We start from the raw sequence: 18,645 nt of genomic DNA, 5'->3' as shown, positions 1-18,645 counted from the left end.
AATCGGGCATATCAGTACGGTGGTGAACATGAAATTTGTCGAGGTCGACGGAGTTGGAAAAGTCAGCCGCATCGGGCTGGGCACCTGGCAGTTCGGTTCTCGGGAGTGGGGCTACGGGGACCGCTACGCTTCCGGCGCCGCGCGTGACATCGTGCAGCGCGCTCTCGGCCTGGGGGTCACCCTGTTCGACACCGCTGAGGTGTACGGATTGGGCAAAAGCGAACGGATTCTGGGCGAGGCGCTCGGCGACCAACGCTCCGAGGTGGCCGTGGCCAGCAAGGTCTTCCCGGTAGCGCCGTTTCCGGCGGTGATCAAACAGCGCGAACGCGCCAGCGCCCGGCGGCTGCAACTCGACCGCATCCCGCTCTACCAGATCCACCAGTCCAACCCGGTGGTCCCCGATTCGGTAATCATGCCGGGAATGCGCGACCTGCTCGACAGCGGCGATATCGGCGCGGCCGGCGTCTCGAACTACTCGCTGTCCCGATGGCAGCGCGCCGATGTCGCGCTGGGCCTTCCGGTGGTGAGCAACCAGGTGCATTTCTCACTGGCCCACCCACAGGCGCTCGATCGGCTGGTTCCGTTCGCCGAAAGCGAGAACCGCATCATCATCGCCTACAGCCCGCTGGCGCAGGGCTTGCTGGGCGGTAAATACGGCGTCGACAACCGGCCCGGTGGCGTTCGCGCGCTCAACTCGTTGTTCGGTACCGAGAACCTGCGCCGCATCGAACCGCTGTTGCAGACGTTGCGCTCGGTTGCCGCCGAGGTCGACGCGAAACCGGCGCAGGTCGCGTTGGCCTGGCTGATCGGCCTGCCCGGCGTGGTCGCCATTCCCGGAGCGTCCAGTGTCGAGCAGCTCGAGTTCAACGTCGCCGCCGCCGACATCGAACTCAGTGCCGAATCCCGCGACGCGCTCACGACCGCGGCGCGCGCATTCCGGCCGGTATCGACGGGGCGCTTCCTCACTGACATGGTCCGCGAGAAGCTGCGCCGCTGACGCGACGTTGCGCCGGACGCTTCACCACATACCGATGGCTACTCCCCGGGGCGGTGAAGCCTCCGGTGTCGTCGAAGAAAGCCCACTCCCCCTCGTCGTTGACCTCCATGCGCCAACCCAACTCGGAATTGTCACCGACCGACCGGATAAACCAGGAGTACGCGGCCTCCGCATTGTCGAAACTTTTCGTCGCGACAATTTTGCCCTGCGGAGCAATAACTCGAAACTCAGGCATTTCGTGTGATTAGCCACCCCGGTGGGCTTTCAACCGCGTTTAGGCGCAGGTGGCGGTCAATGGACAGGCATTAAACCGTGCGTGCCAATCGGTCGGCGAGCAGCTCGGCGAACCGCGCCGGGTCCTCGAGCACCCCGCCTTCGGCGAGAAGCGCTGTGCCGTAAAGCAATTCGGCTGTTTCCGCGACCGCAGGATCTTCGCTGCGCTCGTGGTGCGCTTGGCGCAATCCGGTGACGAGCCGGTGGTTCGGGTTGAGCTCGAGGATTCGCTTGCCGATCGGCACCTCCTGGCCGGAAGCCCGGTAAATGCGAGCGAGCGCCGGCGTCATCCCAAACGCGTCGGTGATCAAGCACGCCGGTGAATCGGTCAGCCGGGTGGACAACCGGACTTCCTTGACGTGCTCACTCAGCGTCTCCTTCAGCCAGGCCAGCAGGTCGGCGAATTCTTTCTGCCGCTCCTCGCGCTCGGCCTCGGACTGGTCTTCCTCGGAGTCCAGATCCACCTCGCCCTTGGCCACCGACTGCAGCGGCTTGCCGTCGAATTCGGTCACCGTTCCAACCCACACCTCGTCGACCGGGTCGGTCAGCAACAGCACCTCGTAGCCCTTGGCCTTGAACGCCTCCAGATGCGGCGACTTCACCAGTTGCTGGCGGCTCTCGCCGGTGGCGTAGAAGATCTGCGTCTGGCCCTCCTTCATCCGCTCGACGTACTCGGCCAAGGTGGTGGGTTCTTCTTCGCTGTGGGTGGAGGCGAACGACGAGACCCGAAGCAATGCCTCCTGGTTGTCGATGTCCGACAGCAGGCCCTCCTTGACGACCTTGCCGAACTGGGTCCAGAAGGTGCGGTAATCCTCGGGGCGCTCGGTCTGTATCTCCTTGATCACCGACAGCACCTTCTTGGTGAGGCGACGGCGGATCGCGTTGATCTGCCGGTCCTGCTGCAGGATTTCGCGGGAAACGTTGAGCGAAAGGTCCTGGGCGTCGACGACGCCCTTGATGAAGCGCAGGTATTCGGGCATCAGCTGGTCGCAGTCGCCCATGATGAATACGCGTTTGACATACAGCTGGACGCCGATCTTGGCGTCGCGGTTGAACAGGTCGAACGGGGCGTGCGACGGGATGAACAGCAATGCCTGGTATTCGAAGGTGCCCTCGGCCTTCATTGCGATGACCTCGAGCGGGTCGTCCCAGGCGTGCGCGATGTGCTTGTAGAACTCCTTGTACTCCTCTTCGGAGACCTCGTCCTTGGGCCTGGCCCACAGCGCCTTCATCGAGTTGAGGGTCTCGGTCTCGATGGTGACCGTTTCTTCGCCCGGCTCCTCGCCTTCCTCGGGGGCGGGCGGTGGGGTGCGCCGCTCCACATCCATCCGGATGGGCCAGGCGATGAAGTCGGAGTACTGCTTGACCAGGTTTTTGATCTTCCACTCTGAGGTGTAGTCGTGCAGCTCGTCCTCGACGTCTTCGGGCTTGAGGTGCAGGGTTACCGACGTACCCTGCGGGGCGTCTTCGACTGACTCGATGGTGTAGGTGCCCTCGCCGCTGGATTCCCACCGGGTGGCCTCGCTCTCGCCGGCCTTGTGGGTGAGCAGTTCGACCTTGTCGGCCACCATGAAGGCCGAGTAGAAGCCGATACCGAACTGACCGATCAATTCCTCGGAGGCGCCGTCTCCCTTGGCTTCGCGCAGCTGCTGGCGCAGCTCGGCGGTACCCGACTTGGCCAAGGTGCCGATCAGGTCGACGACCTCGTCGCGCGTCATGCCGATGCCGTTGTCGCGAATGGTGAGAGTTCTTGCTTCTTTGTCGACGTCGATCTGGACGTGCAGATCGGAGGTGTCGACATTGAGCTCTTTGTTGCGCAACGCTTCCAGCCGCAGCTTGTCCAGGGCATCGGATGCGTTGGAGATCAACTCCCGCAGAAAAGAATCCTTATTCGAGTAGACCGAATGGACCATCAAATCCAACAGCTGACGGGCCTCGGCCTGGAACTCCAACTGCTCGACATGCGTGTTCATAACGCAAGAATTTAGCGAGGCGCGATTCGGCCCTTGCGGCAGGGATCGTATTTCGGCGGACCTACCTGAGATTCAGTGCCCGCGAGGCCCACGGCGGGTGTCAGGTCGCCATCAACTCGAAGACGGGGATGACCCGGTCGGTGCGCTCCTGGTATTCGCCGAACCCCGGGGCACGCTCGACGACGATCCGGTAAACCGAATCTCTTTCGTCGCGCGGCAATTCGCGAGCCGTGGCCGGCCTTGGATCTTGGCTGCCGATCTCGACGGTCACGCCGGGATGGGCGCGGATGTTGTGCACCCACGCGGGGTTGTTCTCCCGCCCGGCCGCCGAGCCGACGATGTAGATCTTGCCGTCGACGTCGAAGTAGGCGACCGGGTTGACCCGCTTGGCGCCGCTCTTGGCGCCGGTCGACGTCAACAGCAGCAGCGGAAAGCCCTCGAACTGCCCGCCCACCTTGCCGTCGTTGCTGCGGAACTCCTCGATGTTGCGCTCGTTGAATTCGCGCTCTTCGCGCATCGCCTCGTCACCCATCGGCCCATCTTGGCATGAAATCCGGGTCGACGAGCTGAAGTAAACGAGGGACGTTGCCGCCCCAGAATCCGATCACCCTGCCGAGCGGGCGGGGACACCAAGTACAGAGCGAGCCGTGCGCCCTCGACAGTGACTTCGACGAAACATTCACGCGCACCGGCGATTAGCGGCAACCACCCAAGGTATTCAGCTAAGACACGTCTATCCCCCGGCGCGGCAGCTTACGATTTGCCAATGGTGCTCGAGGTTGGGCAGGTGTTCGCCGGATACACGATCCTGCGGGTACTGGGTGCGGGCGGAATGGGCACGGTGTACCTGGCGTCTCATCCGCGGTTGCCGCGCCAGGACGCACTGAAGGTGCTGCCGGCCGACGTCACCGGCGATCCGGAGTTCCGGGCGCGGTTTCTGCGGGAGGCCGACCTGGCGGCCAGCCTGTCTCACCCGCACGTCGTGGGCATTCACGACCGCGGCGAACACGATGGCCAGTTCTGGATCTCGATGGACTATGTGGCCGGCACGGACGCTGACCAGCTGCTGCGCGAGCATTTCCCCGGCGGCATGCCCGTCGATCAAGTGGTCACCATCATCACCGCAGTCGCCTCGGCCCTGGACTATGCCCACCATCGCGGGCTGTTGCACCGCGACATCAAACCGGCCAACATCTTGTTGACCCAGCCCGACGGGCAGCCGGCCCGGGTCTTTCTGGCCGACTTCGGCCTTGCGCGCCGCATCGACGACGCGTCGGGACTGACCGCGACCAACTTCACCGTCGGCACGGCAGCCTACGCCGCACCCGAGCAGTTGACGGGCGACCCGATGGACGGCCGCGCCGACCAATATGCGTTGGCGTGCACAGCTTTTCATCTATTAACCGGCGTCGCGCCGTACGGGAAATCGAATCTGGGGCTGGTGATCAGTCAACACATCACCGCCCCGCCACCCTCGCTCGCCGCACACCGGCCTGAATTGGCCGGGCTGGATCCGGTGTTCGCCACCGCGATGGCCAAGCGCCCGGCCGATCGGTTCGGCAGCTGCCAGGAGTTTGCCCAGCAACTGGCCGAGCGCCTCACCGTCGTCAGCTACCCGCGCGATGCCACCGCGCTGAACGCGACGATGCCGGCGGCACTGCCTCAGCTCGGCGAGCCACCGGGGCGCCGGCGCCGGGTGCTGATCGGCGCGCTGGCGGCCATCGTGTTGCTGGTCGTGGCCGTCGGGGTCGTCGCGGCGGTAAAGCTCACCGGACAGCGGCAATCCGGTCCCGCCGCGGCACGGCCGACGGGCACGGCAGGCAGCCCGGAGCGCGACGCCGGTCCGTTCACCGGCATGTTCCGCGCCAACTTCGGCACCGGAACCAATCTCGACAATGCCCCCACGCCTGGTGCGACACCGACGACGGCCATCTACGCCATCCGCTCGTCGTGCACACCCGCCGGATGCGTGGCCACCGCGTCACGGGTGAGCGGCGAGCTGCGCCTCGCTTCGACGATGGTGTTCGACAAGGTGGATGGCCGCTGGGTGGCGGTGGCCCTCGGCACCGACAGATGCCGCGGCATGGCCTCCGAATTCTGGCAGGTGTTCTCCCTGCAGCCGGGCCCCGAGGGCACTTTGACCGGCGAATACCGCGCCGCGGCCCGCAACGCCTGCAATCAGAAGCGCAGCGTGACCTTCACCCGGACCGGCGATGTCGACATCAACAGCCTGCCCGACCCGGACAAGCAACCGCGGCGGGTGGTATCTCCGGCCGAGGCGCTGCACGGCAGCTACCACGTCACCCGAACGTTCTCCAACGCGATCGCGAAACAAGAGATGGACTATGCGGTCATCACCGATTGCCTGCGCAGCGCCGATCGGTGCATGAGCTACTTTCACTCGCCGTCAAACGACACGCCGTTGGTATTCGACGGCGCCAGTTGGGTTTTGGACGTCGCGCACGATGAGAACATCGCGGGCTGCACCGCGTTGATGGTGAAAACGACCGGCGACTACCCGTTGCCGCAACCGCCGGAAAATCCCATCCCGCAGCTCAGCGGGCACGGCACCCACCAACAGACCGGAACCTGCGCCGTGAATGTAGAATTCGACGAAATCTATTCGCGCATACGCGATTAACGCTGGCGAACCTCAGCCCACACCGATTTCGAAGGTGAATTCGTGATCGCAGATGCGGATGAGGTCACCATCGGCCAGCGTCGCGCTGGGCGCAATCCGTTGGCCGGCTACGTCGACTCCGTTGGCCGAATGGAGGTCGGTGACGACGAAACTGGTTCCGGTGTCGACGATCACCGCGTGGTAGCGGCTGACCGTGTCGTCGTCGAGGACGATGTCGTTGTCGGCGAGGCGACCGATCCGGGTGGCCGGGCCGCTCAGCGGATGACAACGCCCGGCAGCGTCGCGCAGCTGTGCGACGGGCGATTCCGCGGTGACTTTCGGGCGCCGCTGCAGGGTTTGCGCGGCTCGTTTGGCCGTGGCGCGGGCGGCCTGCTTGATGTCCAGCGGCTCTTGGCGAAGCATTCGCTGATGCAGGGTTTGCAGCGTGGGTCCCGGGTCGATGCCCAGATCGTCGGCGAGCGTGGCCCTGAGCCGGCCATAGGTTTCCAGCGCATCATATTGGCGCTCGGTCAGGTAGTAGGCGGTGATCAGCTGCGCCCACAGCGGCTCCCGGTAAGGGTGCTCGGCCACCAGCGCTTCCAGCTCACCAGCTATGGAATGCGCTCGGCCGCACGCTATTTCGGCTTCAGCGCGAGCGGTGAGCGCAACCAGCTTGTCCTCGGCCAGTGCGGCGGCGAACGCTTCGACGAATTCGAAGTCGCGCAGGTCTTCCAGTACCGGACCGCGCCACTCGGCCAGCGCGGTTGACAGGTGGCTACTTGCGTCGTCGAACCGGCCCGCGGCGGCAGCCTGGATTCCGGCCTTCTGTGTGCTGGCGAAGCGGCCGATGTCGCACTGCTCGTCGGCCACGTTCAGCCGATATCCCGGATGGGCGCTGACGAGGACGGCGGCGCCGCTGCCCATCATCCGGCGCAGCCGGGATATGTGGGCGTGCAGGCTGCCCCGGGCCTCCGGTGGCGGCTGCTGCTGCCATGCCGCATCGATCAACGCGTCGATCGAGACGGTGCGATTTCGATTGATCAACAGCATGGCCAACACCGCACGCTGCTTGGCTGCGCCCAATGGCACGTCGGTGCCGTCGACACTGAGCTGTAGCGGTCCCAATACCCCGAATTCCAGCGCGTGCCGGCCGCCCCGGTCCGGCGTCACCACAAGTAGACCCGCGCGCTGTTGCCGCCGATGCAAGTGATCCAGCTGTCCCCCGGGAATTGCCGGCAGTGCATGAGAAAGTTCGAGCCGTTGCACAGCGCCCCGGGCACCGTCCTGCAATCCACCGCGCCCGGCGCCGAAACCGCCCGCGGCAACGGACTGGCGTTGCCGTATTCCGCCCAGTACGACGTCAGCACGCTGTCGGCGAAAAGGCATGAGGTTTCCGGCGTCCCGCGTCCGGCATGGGTGGCGAATCCGGTGGCCGTCGGCAACGAGAAGCCCTGATCGCAGGTCTGATGAAGGCTGCTCAGATCGGCCCCGGTGATCAGTGCCGGCCGCGCGGACGGGCTTGCCGGCTGCCCGGTGTGCACGTTGCGCCCGGGGACGAGCAGGAACATCGCCACCCCGATGCCGGTAAGCACCAAAACCGTCGCGATCACGATCAGCGTCGGCAGCAGCCGGCCGCGCTTGCGCTTGGGTGCATCGGCGGGTTTCGCGACGGCGGTCAGCGGTCGGGTGTCGCGTCCGGGCGAACCAAGCGGCGACGTCGTCTCGCCGCCCAGGGCGCGCCTGGCCGCCCGGCCGAGAGCTCCCGCCGTCGCGTACCGCTCGCCTGGGTCCTTGGCCATGCCGCGGGCGATCACTGCATCGAGGGCGGCGGGAACGTCGGAGTTGGTTGCGCTCGGCCGCGGTGGCGGCAGGGCGATGTGCGCGGCCACCAAGTGCTCGAGGTTGGCGCCGGAAAAGGGGGGTTCCCCGGTCAGTAGTTCATACAGGACGCATGCCAGCGAGTACACATCCACCGCCGGTGTGGCCACCGAGTCGTTAAACCGTTCGGGCGCCATGTAATTCAAGGTGCCGATCTGAGTACCCACCGTCGTCAGCCGGCTGTCGCCCTTGACCTCGGCGATGCCGAAGTCGACCAGATACACGAAGTCGGCAGGGGTGACGATGATGTTCTGCGGCTTGACGTCGCGATGGATCAGCCCTTCGGCATGTGCCGCATCCAGCGCGGCACTCACCTGACCGATGATGTTCACCGCCCGTTCCGGTACCAGCGGACCTTCGTCGACCAGCTCGAGCAATGTCTGTCCCTGCACCAGACGCATGTCGATGTAGAGGCTGCCGTCGATCTCGCCCCAGTCGTGGATCGGGATGACGTGGGGTTCTTGCAGGATCGCCGCGGCCTGGGACTCGCGCTGGAATCTGGTGCGGAAGGTGTCGTCCCGGGAGAACTCGTCGGCAAGGATCTTCAGTGCGACGCTTCGTCGTTTCCCGGTGTCATAGGCCTCGTACACCGCTCCGCCGCCGCCTTTGCCGAGCAGGCGCGTGATGTTGTACTTGCCGAACGTCGTCCCGACGCGCGCGTCCACCGCCGCAGTATCTCCCCCGCAGCACAGCAACGCACGCAAGACCACGCAAGAATCGCGCAAGGCACGCATCGGACGCTCTGCGTGACCGGTCGCTGGGGCCCGGCCATCACGAACCTTCCACTAGAAAGCGACCCGACATGACAGCGACAAAGACCACCGCGAGTTGGCTGGCAGCCGCCGCGGCAGCGATCGCTATGGCCGCCCCCGCGCACGCCGACCCGGCGGCGAATCTGCAGGTGACCGATGGTGTGCGCGCCGAGCTGATGCAGGCCGGGGCCACTCTCACCGGACGGCCCGCCGCCGAGTTCACCGGCTTGGCGCCGGGGCGGACCTATTACGCATACATGCCGAGCGAGACCAATCCCACCTATCGGGCGGCCGGCGCAGAGCCCTGCTCGATCCCGCAGGAGGTTCGGGACCTCTGGCAGTGGCCGGCCGGCAAGTGCTATCCGCCGGCCTGATCTTGAGGACTGCAGCGATGAAGCACCTTTTTATCGTTTTCGCCGTTGCCGCCACGCTGTTGACTGCGGGATGCTCGGGTACCTCCACCACCTCGGCGTCACAGCGCCCGACTGCCCCCGCGCCGCGCACCGCGCATCCGGTGAGCTACGGCCGTCAGGTCGTGCTGCCGTTCGGCGATTTCATCAATCACCTCGCCGGGGTGACGGTGGACAGCGCGGGCGACGTGTATCCCCTCGATCTGCACTACGGCCAGGTGTGGGAAATGGCAGTGGGGGCTGCAAAACCCACGTTGCTGCCATTCACCGACCTCAAAGAGCCCTTCAGCCTGGCGGTCGACAACAAGGGCAACGTGTACGTCGACGACGGCATGCACTTTCGCGTTCTCAAGCTGCCGGTGCAGTGACATGAAGCGGATAGCGCTGATCGTCATCATTGCCACCGTCGCAATCGCCGGCGTGGCAGCCTGCGGCACGTCAACGGTCACCCACCCGGCGCCTGCGGTGACCACCACAACACCTGCGGCACAGGGACAGTCGGCATGCACCGACCTCAATGGAACTGTCGGCCCGGACCAGATCTGCCACGTCCGCAGCGTCACCGCCACCTACAAGATCGACATCGGCTTCCCCCTCGACTACCCCGACCTGCGGCCGGTGACCGGTTTCCTGGACCACGGCCGTGCCGGATTCATCGACTGGGTGACCACAATCGGACCCCGGCAGAAGCGTGGCCGTCCATATGAATATGTCGTTACCGCAAAGACGTACCGTTCCGGAACGCCGGACTCGGGAACCCAAAGCCTGGTGCTGCACATCGACGACGACACCGGCCTGGCCAACGAAGGCCACCCGAACACCACGTTCGCGGGGTTCAACTTCGACCTCGCCAAGCGCTCGCCGATCACATTCGAGACGCTTTTCCGGCCGGGGACCCACCCGCTTGAGGTGCTCAACCCGATCGTCGAGCGCCAATTGCACGCGGCACCTGGTGATCTCACTGAGGAGACGTACCAGAACTTTGCGCTCACCGACAATGCGGTCATCTTCTTCTTCGGCCAAAACCAAGTGGTGACCGACAACAACGGCCCGCACCGGGTTGCCGTACCCCGCACCGAGCTTGCGTCGCTGCTCGCCTGAATCTTCGCTTGAGCGGGAGGGGACCAACATAGACACTTGAGGCCTGTGCACCGGCAAACAAAGTTCGTTTGCTCGTGGCGAGGGGAGGCCGGATCGGCTATGCGCGTGCGGCGGCCGACGGGGCTTACCCGTCTAGTCGGCTCTCACTGCTTGGTGCCGACGGTTATCAGGTCGGAGATCAGTTGAGTCCATATCGGACGCTTGATGCGGTGCTGATCGCTGATCGTGAATCCCACGTCTTCGAACAGGGAGCGCATCTCGGCCGGCGAGGCGTTGTGCTGCGGTTTCCACCGGTTGACCGAAGGCAGCTGCAGCAGCGGTTGCCGGGTGCTCAGGGCTGCGACAGCCGCCAGTCCGCCAGGGGCCAGCACTCGATGGAACTCCCGCAACGCCGCGGGCTGGTCGAAGAAGTGAAATGCCGACGTCGTCACGACCGCGTCGAGCGTCCCGTCATCAAACGGCAATTGCTCCGCCGGGCCCTTGAGCCATTGCACCCGAGCTGATCTGGCGCGGGCCTGGCTGAGCATGCCGTCGGACATGTCGACGCCGTACACTGCCTGGGGATCCAGTTCGCGCTCAATCCGGTCACTGAGAACACCAGTGCCACAGGCGATATCGGCAATCTTGCGCGCTTGGTGGGCGCGCAGGAGCGCGATCACTTCGTCGTGCGGGGGCCGGTACACCCATCGTTGCAAGGACGGCAGGTCATACGCCGGGGACAGAATGCTCCACAACCCGGTTACCGCGTCGTTGAGAACGCGGCGTTGCGGCGCGGTCATCCGCCTAGCGTCGCGGCGTAGTAGATGGTGTCGGCCATGGTCACCGAGTCGTTGCTCTGCGGGACCGGTTCCAGGCCGTGCTCGGCGAGCAATTCACTCATGGGCACACCGGATGATCGCCAGCCCAGACCATCCAGATAGGCGGCAACATCGTTGCGCTCGCCTTCGAAACCGAGCTCTTGCCAGTCCAGCTCGAAGCCGTGCTCGCGCCATCGCGCGGTGGCCCTGCGCATCATCTCCCGTGCGCGCTCGGTGTCCTGCTGCGGCTGGTTCGGGATCGCCTCCACCGCCAGCCGGCTGCCCTGGGCGCTGAGCTTGGTGACGTTGTCCAACAGGCGGTCCTGAGCTTCCGGCGGCAGATAACCGAAGAGGCCCTCGGCGATCCACGCGGTGGGGCGCGCGGGGTCAAAACCATTGTCGATCAAGGCTTGTGGCCAATCGTTACGCAAATCGATGGCAACGGTGCGCAGCTCTGCCGTGGGGGCCGCACCCAGACCCTGCAGGGTGGCCGTCTTGAACGCGATCACCTCCGGCTGGTCGATCTCGAACACCGTCATGTCGGCCGGCCACGCCAACCGGTAGGCGCGGGCATCCAAGCCGGAAGCCAGGATCACGGCCTGACGGATTCCGGCTTGCGTCGCGCTCTGGAAGAACGAGTCGAAAAAGCGAGTCCGGGCGGCCATCGCGTCGGGCATGTGCGCCAGCTTCCAGCTCGACTCGTCGTCGTCGACGTCAGCGGCAAGGAGGTCGCCGTTGATCCAGCGGGTGAAGAAATAGACACCGACGGCACGAACCAGCGGTTCGGCGAATTGGTCCGTGATCACCGGGGCGTCGGCCTTGGTGGCGATGGCTCGGGCCGCGGCGACCATGGTCGCGGTGGCGCCCACACTGGTTGCTAAATCCCAGGTGTCGTTGTCTGTGCGTGGCATGCGGGTGCTCCGATGTCGAGTTCGGGAAGCCTGCGGGAAGGCAGAGCGGGGATACTTAGTCAGTATAACAACTCTTCAACGCCGCTCGGCCGGTCAGAGTTCCCACAGTACTTATCGCCGCATCACCGCAGCTAGACGGCTAATGCCGACCCGGACCGCCCGGACCGCCGGGGCCACCCGGCCCGCCCGGACCACCCGGGCCGCCCGGACCGCCGGGGCCGCCGGGGCCGCCGGGGCCGTTTGCCGCAGGCAGCACGAACACGCATTGATTCAGCTCGACGCTCCAGGCCCAACCGGGCGCACAATCGTCGTCGGCCCGGCCGATCGCCGGCGCGGCTACCGCGGTTACCGGCAGTCCCGCCAGCGCAACAGCGAACGCCCCGATTGCACAACGCCGTAGAAGATCACTCATTGCAGACCTCATCCATCCCCATTGATGTCCCTTGGTGGTGTCGATTTTCCTCCCGGCGCGACCTGCTCGCTGGCAATTGGTCGAAGCACCCGGCAACCGCGGCAGCAGACGTTTGACAAGATCTGACGATGAGCGCCACACCCGCGGGACGGATTCGACCGCGCAGCGACTCCGGCACCGGCGAGTTTCCGGCAAGGTCGTCGCGCCGGGCGCTCAGGAGTGCGGTTTACGGTGCGGCGCTGTGCGTGGCGCTTGGCGGGTGCAGCACGGTTGTCGCCGGCAGCCCGAAGGCGGCGTCGAGTCGCCCGGGTTCCGGTGGCCCCATCCGCCCGTCGCAACTAGACGACCTGCTGACGCCGTCGGCATCGTTCTCGGTACTGCCGGATAAACCGCTGGTTGAAGACGACATGCAGTCCGCGCTGTTTATCGGAGCCGACCCGGCCGGATGCCATGGCGTGGTGGCTTTCGGCCGGTTTCCGCTCTTTCCGCCGACCTATACCGGACGCGAAGCCCGCACTCAACAGGACCACCAAACCAACCAGCATCAGCTACTGGAGGTGTCGGCTACCTATCCGAGTAGCTTCGACGCCGCGGGTTTTCTCGCCTCGGTTCGCAGCAGCGTGTCCAGTTGCCAGCATCCGGTGACCGCTTGGGGCGACGACGGCCGGAAAATGACCGTGAACCCGGCGCCGCTGGCTCCCAGCCCGCCCGAGGCCGCCCAGTGGATGACGAATCTTGCTGGCCAGCAATGGGTTTGCGAGTTTGCCGTCATCGCGAAGGCCAATGTGGCCTCGGAACTCGTCACCTGTTCGCCGGACCGCTCCATCGATATCGGTGCGCTGGTGGCCAAGCGAATCAAGAAGATTGACGAGCTACTCAAGTCGACCGCGTGACGACCGCGTCACGTGGCCCCTGCGGCGCAATACCACGACGAGGGCCAGCACGAGAACGGTCAGCACCGGAAGCCAGGGAATCAGGAAGCCAATCGTCAGCAGTGCGCCGTGGGCGGTGGAAAGCACTGAGTGCCAACCATGTTCGAGCGAACCAAGGAAACCGGTGCGCGGCGTCACCGTCGGTTGTGCGGAGATGTTGACGTTGATGGTGGCATAGGTGACCTGGTCGCCCAGGGTAGCGCGTTGGGCCCGTAGGGAGTCCAACTCGGCCTGTCGCTGAGTCAGCGAAGACTCGGCGGCGAGCAGGTCTGCGGTGTTATCCGCCCGGCTCATCAGCTGCAGCAGTCGATTGACCGAAGTCTGTAGTGCCTCGATGCGGGCATCGAGGTCGACGCGCTGCGACGTGACGTCGGTGTGGCCGATCGACATCGACGTGACCACGCCGAGCTTCTTCGTCTCGGCCAGGACTCCGTCGAGCTTGTCGGAGGGAATGCGCAAGACGAGATCAACCACCGGCGACCCGGATTGCAGAGGAGAACCGGATCGCTCCGACCGGGAGTCCACCCGCCCGCCGGCCTCGGTGGCCGCGGAGACAAGCCGGTCCGCTACCTGTGCCGGCTCGGTGACGACCAACTGCAGCGATCCCGTCGTGATGACGTCGCGTGCGACGGTAGCCGGAGGGGTTTGCGGCAGTGGCGCTTTCGCGATTTCGTCGGTGATTCCCGGTGGCGACGGCGGACTTTCGGAAATGCCGCCTCTGGTTCGCGGCAGGCCGGCGTCGGCCGGCTCGGTCAACTTGCCGGCTACCACGCCATCGTGCGTGGCAGCGGGGCCGACCTTGCCGAGCGACCAGATCCAGCCGCAGCCGACCAGCAACGCAGTGGCCAACACTAGAGCAATGACGTTGCGCAGCTTGACTGTTTTGGCTTCGCGCGGGTGTTTCGGGGCCGCATCGTGGTTGGTTGGGTATTGGTCCCATCCGGCCGGTAGTTCGACGGGCTGCAGCACGCGGTGCTGCAGTTCGCCCTTGCTGACGACGCGGCTGTCGACGGCCAGATATGCGGTGAACCTGCACAGCACACCGAATCGCAACGACGTGTCGACGATTCGCTTCGCCGACTCGTCGGTGCCTGTTAAGGCATAGCGGTCCTCGAGATCACGCAAATGCATACGGGCCCACTGCGCGGTCACCGCCGGGGCGTCGCGGCGTTGACCGGCGACGGTGGTCGACCATTCTTCCCCCGCAGGGGTATTGCCGCGCAGCGTGAGTGAGCCGGTTGCGGCCCCTCGATACCGTCCAGTCAGCACCAGCGGGACCCCAGCAACAAGGTTGGGCAACCGGGCCGGACTTGCGGTGTCCTCGACAATCGCCAATCCCTCGGCATGGACTGACAGCGAGTGGGCGAGCGGGCAGCCGATGCGGCGCTGGATGCCTCCCATCGCCTCGTCGAGGCGGTCTTCGCTTTCCACCAGCTCGCACTGCCCGCCACCGATGCTGGCGAGGCGGCCCAGGAGTCCGGCATTGACGGCCTGGTCAATGCCGATGGCGTGCAATCGAATCCGGCTCAGGTCGCTGGACAATCCGCGCAGCAGCTGGTCTTCGTTGCCAACCTGCCCGTCAGTGACGATCACGATGGCGGCGTCGCGGTCCTCTGCCCCACCCAATAGGTCGAGTGCCCGCCGCAACGGCGAGAACAGTTCGGTGTCGCCGTGTGCTTCGACGCGGGCGAGGTGCTCGACAGCGCGGTACCGGTTGCGGTCACTGGCCTCGGCCAACCCGTCGGGCAAACCGGCGGGACGTTCGATCCGGTCGTCGAATGTCAGCACCGCAAATCGGTCGTCGTCGCTGAGCGTGTCGACGATGCGCGCCGCCGCGCGCCGGGCGGCCACTATCTTCCAGCCGTCCATGCTGCTCGAGCTGTCCAGCAGCAGCACCACGTCCCGCGGGCGCGGCGGCGTGGTTGAGACCGGCGGGACAACGGTGAGCTGATAGGTTCCCCCGGCGCCGCCGGCGTCGGGAACCAAGACGAGCGAGTCGGTGAGGCCGTCGGCGCCGTAGTCCAGTCGCAACACGAAATCCCGATCGGCGCGCTCGCCGCGTTGTACCTGGATACGGCCGTCGTCGGTGTGCACCATGGGCAGGTTGGAGCGCACCTCCGAGAGGGTGAGGCCGGCGGGGTCGATACCCACGTCGATGGTCAGCGGAACCGGGTTCTTGAAACCGGGCAGCAGCAGCGGAGGGGTGATGCGCGACGCGTCGGGAGCCGCGTCGGTGTCGTCGGCGTAGCCGTCGCCGACAGCAGCGCCCGGCAGCGGGCTGCCCGGGATATAGCGCGGGGCAACCACAAGCGGGAAACGGAGTGTCGCCTGGCCATCCGCATAGGCCAATGGATTAACGAGTGTTATTGCAATACTTACCTTTTCACCGGGCAAGATGTTGCCGACCCGCATGGTGAATACGTCGGGCCGCTCCTCTTCTGCGATGGATGCGTGCCGGCCCGACTCGTTCGCCTCGTCGTAGGCATGACGTGCGGCCTCTCGCTCCTGCAGTGCCGCCTCGACGACGCGAGCACCGGCGGTAATTCGCATCCGGGTGACTGCGCTGCAATCTGGCAGTGGGAACACGTAGCCGGCTTCCAGAGGTACGTCAAAGCCGTTGACGAAGTCCTGTGTCAGCTCGACGTGGCTGGTCAGCCCAATAATGTTCGCCCGCAGGTGGATACGATCCAGCGGCAGGTTTCCCCGCTCGGTTCGCAGCGCACCCAGCGCCGCCCGGTCCTCGGTGGCGGCTGCGCGACTCGTCTCCTCGTCGGTCATCGACGTGATGCGGACGGTCATGGTTGGCTCCGTTCGTCGGGAGATAGCAGGCCGCGTTCGGCCATCAGTGCGAGTAATGGCCGGGCAGCCGCGTGGATCGCGTCGATGTCGTCCTCGTCGGGGCGAGCGGGCAGCAAAAGCAGTGCGCCACCGGGCAGGTTCACCGCAGCCAGTGTCGTGACAGTGTCAGCGCCGTGGCCGTTGACCGCCGCCGCGGCGGGCGGGTCCGCCCAAAAACGGCTGCGGCCGCCGCGACGTTCCTTACTGGGCGCCGGCTGCGAGGTGTCGACCGATGGCAGTGCCTCGGCCGGCTCGGCGGCCAGGAGTTCATCGGAAACGGCGGCGACGCGGCGCAGCGTCTTGTCCGTCGCCCCGGCCAGTTCGGATTGGATTTCGGCAAGCGAGCGGCCTTCGGCCTGACGGCGTTTGACAGCGATGATCTGCAGCAGTTGACGCGTTCCGTAGAGCGCCGTGCGCCCCTGCATGGTGGGCCGGTCGACGAGACCGGTGGTCGTGTACCAGCGCACGACCCGCCGATTGGGCAGTTCTCGCACTCGCCCGTTGGGCGCACCCGGGTACGCAGGATCGGCCAGCGCGACGGCTACACGTCGTACCAGCTCGTCCAACGTCCACGCCTGGGCCACGGTTTCGATAGTGACACTGTAACTATGACACTGTCAACATAGTTTTTGGGGCGCCGGGACGTCTCGTCGATTTCGGCCCAACCAAAGACGGTCACGGCGCGCTCACCTTCGGTTCGGAGACGCTGCCATTGCTTCTCCACTAGGCCGCGGGGCTGAACTCGTACACCATCAGCGCGCCGGTGAAGACGTCGAATCCCAAGAGCGGTAACGGGTTTAGGAGAAGCTACCACTGATGAACCAGGGGCTCGTCACATCGCCGGTATGAATTCAATTTGCATCGATTTTGAGGATTCTATGGCAGTTCAGTAATAACACCGTGATACGTATGTGATCCGCGCGTGATGAGCGGTAATTATTGGCCCGTTATGCGTTTGTTATCGGTTCGTTATTAATGGGGTCGTGAAGGAAGGGGTCGGTATGTCGTATGTGGTGGCAGCACCTGAGGCGCTGGTCGCGGGGGCGACGGATATCTCCGGCATCGGTTCGACACTGAGGGCGGCCACCGCGGCCGCGGCGAACCCGACAACGGGAATCGCGGTGGCGGCAGCCGACGAGGTGTCGGCGTCCATCGCGGCGTTGTTTGGCCAATACGGTCAAGAATTTCAAGCTTTGAGCGCCCAGGCGGCGGCGTTTCACTCCCGGTTTGTCCAGGCCTTGACCACGGGTGCGGGCTTGTATGAGATCGCGGAGGTGGTCAACGCGGCACCGTTACAAACTCTGGCGCGGTTCTTCGGTGCCGGTGGCACCGGCACCGCTGGTGCCTCCGGGGGCACCCAGACCACGACGGAAAAGGCGACCAGCACGGCGGGTAGCGGCAACAATCCTGCCAACCCCACTGCGGCAAGCACAACAACTCCTGCGTCAGCCAGCGACGTGAAGCCCACCGCCAGCACCAGCACTACCAGCGCAGCGACGGCTGGCTCGAGCACCGCAAACACGTCGAACATTGCGGGTAATACCAACTCCACCAATACAACTGCTTCCGGGACGTCTGCTTCCGGAACGTCTGCTTCGGGGACGACTGCTGCGGGGACCTCCGCTGCGGGGACGACTGCTGCGGGAACGTCCGCGTCGACACTCAGTGCGACAACGTCTGCCGCCACAACCGCCGCCACGGCAGGCAGCGGGGGCGCCGGGAGCACAAGCGCGACGGCGACGTATTCGACGTCGTCGCAGTGGAACAACGGGTTCGTCGCAAACTACAAGATCACCAACACGGGAACCACTCCGCTGACCAACTGGCAGCTCCAATTCGATTTGCCCGCAAACGAATCCGTCACGAATCTGTGGAACGGTCAGGTACACCAGTCTGGCACGCAGTACACCGTGACTCCCGAGAGTTACAACAGCACGATCGCGCCGGGGAACTCGGTCACCGTTGGGTTCCAAGCTTCGCAGAACGGGACCTATTCAGCGCCAACACATGTGCTAGTGAACGGCCAGCCTGTCGGTGGTGACACCGGCGGCACTGGCACGGGCAGCGGGACCGGTACCGGCACGGGGACGGGGACGGGTACCGGCACGGGGACGGGTACGGGTACGGGTACCGGCACGGGGACGGGTACGGGTACCGGCACGGGGACGGGTACAGGCACTGGCACAGGCACTGGCACAGGCACAGGCACAGGCACAGGCACAGGCACAGGCACAGGCACAGGCACTGGCACCGGCACAGGCACCGGCACAGGCACCGGCACAGGCACAGGCACAGGCACAGGCACAGGCACAGGCACAGGCACAGGTACCGGGACTGGCACAGGCTCCGGCCTCACCGCGACGTACACGCCACGGTCGCAATGGGATAGCGGCTTCGTTGCCGATTACACGATCACCAACACTGGCACGACACCAGTTAACAACTGGCAGATGCAATTCGATTTGCCCGCAAACGAATCCATCACCAATGCGTGGAGTTCGCACCTTGCCCATACAGGCACCCAGTACACCCTGACCCCCGAGAGCTATAACAGCACCATCGCACCTGGCAGCTCGATCACCATCGGTTTCCAGGCCGCGCAGACCGGTGCCTACTCGGCACCGACGAACCTGCTGCTGAACGGCCAACCCGCCACCGGCGGCGGCACCGGAACCGGCACAGGTACCGGCACAGGCACCGGCACAGGCACCGGCACTGGCACTGGCACCGGCACCGGCACAGGTACCGGCA

At 65.3% G+C, this 18,645-nt stretch carries 16 protein-coding genes and 2 pseudogenes; 8 read left to right on the top strand and 10 right to left on the bottom strand.

Going from position 1 to position 18,645, the window contains the following annotated elements; all coding sequences use genetic code 11:
- Nucleotides 1-28 precede the first annotated feature (28 nt).
- The gene (locus BST12_RS09025; RefSeq protein ID WP_083112766.1) at nucleotides 29-997 is read left to right on the top strand and encodes an aldo/keto reductase; all 969 of its coding nucleotides are present in this window, start codon (nucleotides 29-31) and stop codon (nucleotides 995-997) included.
- Here BST12_RS09025 and BST12_RS33280 read toward each other — a convergent pair.
- The 3 genes from BST12_RS33280 to BST12_RS09010 form a co-directional block, all read right to left on the bottom strand.
- Entirely contained in the window at nucleotides 963-1,232 is a 270-nt protein-coding gene (locus BST12_RS33280) for a hypothetical protein (RefSeq protein WP_083112765.1), read from the bottom strand. The genes BST12_RS09025 and BST12_RS33280 overlap by 35 nt on opposite strands.
- 70 nt (nucleotides 1,233-1,302) lie before the next feature.
- On the bottom strand, nucleotides 1,303-3,243 hold the full coding sequence (gene htpG, locus BST12_RS09015; protein ID WP_083112764.1) for a molecular chaperone HtpG: 1,941 nt from the start codon (nucleotides 3,241-3,243) through the stop codon (nucleotides 1,303-1,305).
- 100 nt (nucleotides 3,244-3,343) lie between these two features.
- Entirely contained in the window at nucleotides 3,344-3,775 is a 432-nt protein-coding gene (locus BST12_RS09010; protein WP_083112763.1) for a nitroreductase family deazaflavin-dependent oxidoreductase, read from the bottom strand.
- A gap of 234 nt (nucleotides 3,776-4,009) precedes the next feature.
- Here BST12_RS09010 and BST12_RS09005 point away from each other — a divergent pair, with 234 nt between their 5' ends.
- Nucleotides 4,010-5,884, top strand: a complete 1,875-nt coding sequence (locus tag BST12_RS09005; protein ID WP_083112762.1) for a serine/threonine-protein kinase — start codon at nucleotides 4,010-4,012, stop codon at nucleotides 5,882-5,884.
- 12 nt (nucleotides 5,885-5,896) lie between these two features.
- On the opposite strand, the gene BST12_RS09000 is transcribed toward BST12_RS09005, so the two are convergent.
- Both BST12_RS09000 and BST12_RS08995 read right to left on the bottom strand, forming a co-directional pair.
- Nucleotides 5,897-7,033, bottom strand: coding sequence for a BTAD domain-containing putative transcriptional regulator (locus BST12_RS09000; RefSeq protein WP_083112810.1), 1,137 nt, complete (start codon nucleotides 7,031-7,033; stop codon nucleotides 5,897-5,899).
- Nucleotides 7,030-8,406, bottom strand: a complete 1,377-nt coding sequence (locus tag BST12_RS08995) for a serine/threonine-protein kinase (RefSeq protein WP_083112761.1) — start codon at nucleotides 8,404-8,406, stop codon at nucleotides 7,030-7,032. Before BST12_RS08995 ends, BST12_RS09000 begins: the two co-directional genes overlap by 4 nt.
- A 137-nt stretch (nucleotides 8,407-8,543) precedes the next feature.
- Between BST12_RS08995 and BST12_RS08990 the strand changes: the two genes are divergently transcribed.
- From BST12_RS08990 to BST12_RS08980, 3 genes are read left to right on the top strand one after another with little or no spacing between them, the layout of a single operon-like run.
- On the top strand, nucleotides 8,544-8,867 hold the full coding sequence (locus BST12_RS08990) for a hypothetical protein (RefSeq protein WP_083112760.1): 324 nt from the start codon (nucleotides 8,544-8,546) through the stop codon (nucleotides 8,865-8,867).
- Nucleotides 8,868-8,884: 17 nt separating this feature from the next.
- A complete protein-coding gene (locus BST12_RS08985) occupies nucleotides 8,885-9,271 on the top strand; it encodes an NHL repeat-containing protein (protein ID WP_139801563.1) in 387 nt (128 codons plus the stop codon).
- A 1-nt stretch (nucleotide 9,272) separates the two neighbouring features.
- A complete protein-coding gene (locus BST12_RS08980) occupies nucleotides 9,273-10,004 on the top strand; it encodes an esterase (protein WP_083112758.1) in 732 nt (243 codons plus the stop codon).
- Nucleotides 10,005-10,147: 143 nt separating this feature from the next.
- On the opposite strand, the gene BST12_RS08975 is transcribed toward BST12_RS08980, so the two are convergent.
- The 3 genes from BST12_RS08975 to BST12_RS33275 form a co-directional block, all read right to left on the bottom strand.
- Nucleotides 10,148-10,783, bottom strand: coding sequence for a class I SAM-dependent methyltransferase (locus tag BST12_RS08975; RefSeq protein ID WP_083112757.1), 636 nt, complete (start codon nucleotides 10,781-10,783; stop codon nucleotides 10,148-10,150).
- Nucleotides 10,780-11,712: an SAM-dependent methyltransferase gene (locus tag BST12_RS08970; RefSeq protein WP_083112756.1), complete on the bottom strand. Its 933-nt coding sequence runs from the start codon at nucleotides 11,710-11,712 to the stop codon at nucleotides 10,780-10,782. Before BST12_RS08970 ends, BST12_RS08975 begins: the two co-directional genes overlap by 4 nt.
- A 139-nt stretch (nucleotides 11,713-11,851) precedes the next feature.
- Nucleotides 11,852-12,124: a hypothetical protein gene (locus tag BST12_RS33275; protein WP_083112755.1), complete on the bottom strand. Its 273-nt coding sequence runs from the start codon at nucleotides 12,122-12,124 to the stop codon at nucleotides 11,852-11,854.
- Between the two features lie 128 nt (nucleotides 12,125-12,252).
- On the opposite strand from BST12_RS33275, the gene BST12_RS08960 reads away from it, so the two are divergent.
- Nucleotides 12,253-13,017 (top strand): sensor domain-containing protein, encoded by a 765-nt coding sequence (locus tag BST12_RS08960; RefSeq protein ID WP_083112754.1) that lies wholly within the window; start codon nucleotides 12,253-12,255, stop codon nucleotides 13,015-13,017.
- Here BST12_RS08960 and BST12_RS08955 read toward each other — a convergent pair.
- Nucleotides 12,997-15,855 (bottom strand): DUF4349 domain-containing protein, encoded by a 2,859-nt coding sequence (locus tag BST12_RS08955; protein WP_083112753.1) that lies wholly within the window; start codon nucleotides 15,853-15,855, stop codon nucleotides 12,997-12,999. The two genes, BST12_RS08960 and BST12_RS08955, sit on opposite strands and share 21 nt — an antisense overlap.
- Nucleotides 15,852-16,478 (bottom strand): hypothetical protein, encoded by a 627-nt coding sequence (locus BST12_RS08950; RefSeq protein ID WP_083112752.1) that lies wholly within the window; start codon nucleotides 16,476-16,478, stop codon nucleotides 15,852-15,854. The genes BST12_RS08955 and BST12_RS08950 overlap by 4 nt, the downstream gene beginning before the upstream one ends.
- Nucleotides 16,479-16,895: 417 nt before the next feature.
- Here BST12_RS08950 and BST12_RS34825 point away from each other — a divergent pair.
- Both BST12_RS34825 and BST12_RS34200 read left to right on the top strand, forming a co-directional pair.
- A pseudogene (locus BST12_RS34825) lies at nucleotides 16,896-17,909 on the top strand (PE domain-containing protein); the annotation flags it as partial.
- Nucleotides 17,904-18,551: pseudogene (locus BST12_RS34200) on the top strand (cellulose binding domain-containing protein); the annotation flags it as partial. The pseudogenes BST12_RS34825 and BST12_RS34200, both read left to right, overlap by 6 nt.
- Nucleotides 18,552-18,645: the final 94 nt, after the last annotated feature.

Source organism: Mycobacterium angelicum (assembly GCF_002086155.1).
In the GTDB taxonomy this organism is placed as follows: Bacteria; Actinomycetota; Actinomycetes; order Mycobacteriales; family Mycobacteriaceae; genus Mycobacterium; species Mycobacterium angelicum.
This window is presented reverse-complemented; position numbering and strand designations above follow the sequence as displayed.

Bases quoted from the DNA above. Each gene is read 5' to 3' on its own strand.
- BST12_RS08960 (WP_083112754.1), top strand. From the start codon at position 12,253: ATGAGCGCCACACCCGCGGGACGGATTCGACCGCGCAGCGACTCCGGC.
- BST12_RS09025 (WP_083112766.1), top strand. From the start codon at position 29: ATGAAATTTGTCGAGGTCGACGGAGTTGGAAAAGTCAGCCGCATCGGG.
- BST12_RS08975 (WP_083112757.1), bottom strand. From the start codon at position 10,783: ATGACCGCGCCGCAACGCCGCGTTCTCAACGACGCGGTAACCGGGTTG.
- BST12_RS08955 (WP_083112753.1), bottom strand. From the start codon at position 15,855: ATGACCGTCCGCATCACGTCGATGACCGACGAGGAGACGAGTCGCGCA.
- BST12_RS33275 (WP_083112755.1), bottom strand. From the start codon at position 12,124: ATGAGTGATCTTCTACGGCGTTGTGCAATCGGGGCGTTCGCTGTTGCG.
- BST12_RS09010 (WP_083112763.1), bottom strand. From the start codon at position 3,775: ATGGGTGACGAGGCGATGCGCGAAGAGCGCGAATTCAACGAGCGCAAC.
- BST12_RS08985 (WP_139801563.1), top strand. From the start codon at position 8,885: ATGAAGCACCTTTTTATCGTTTTCGCCGTTGCCGCCACGCTGTTGACT.
- BST12_RS08990 (WP_083112760.1), top strand. From the start codon at position 8,544: ATGACAGCGACAAAGACCACCGCGAGTTGGCTGGCAGCCGCCGCGGCA.
- BST12_RS08980 (WP_083112758.1), top strand. From the start codon at position 9,273: ATGAAGCGGATAGCGCTGATCGTCATCATTGCCACCGTCGCAATCGCC.
- BST12_RS33280 (WP_083112765.1), bottom strand. From the start codon at position 1,232: ATGCCTGAGTTTCGAGTTATTGCTCCGCAGGGCAAAATTGTCGCGACG.
- BST12_RS09005 (WP_083112762.1), top strand. From the start codon at position 4,010: ATGGTGCTCGAGGTTGGGCAGGTGTTCGCCGGATACACGATCCTGCGG.
- htpG (WP_083112764.1), bottom strand. From the start codon at position 3,243: ATGAACACGCATGTCGAGCAGTTGGAGTTCCAGGCCGAGGCCCGTCAG.
- BST12_RS08970 (WP_083112756.1), bottom strand. From the start codon at position 11,712: ATGCCACGCACAGACAACGACACCTGGGATTTAGCAACCAGTGTGGGC.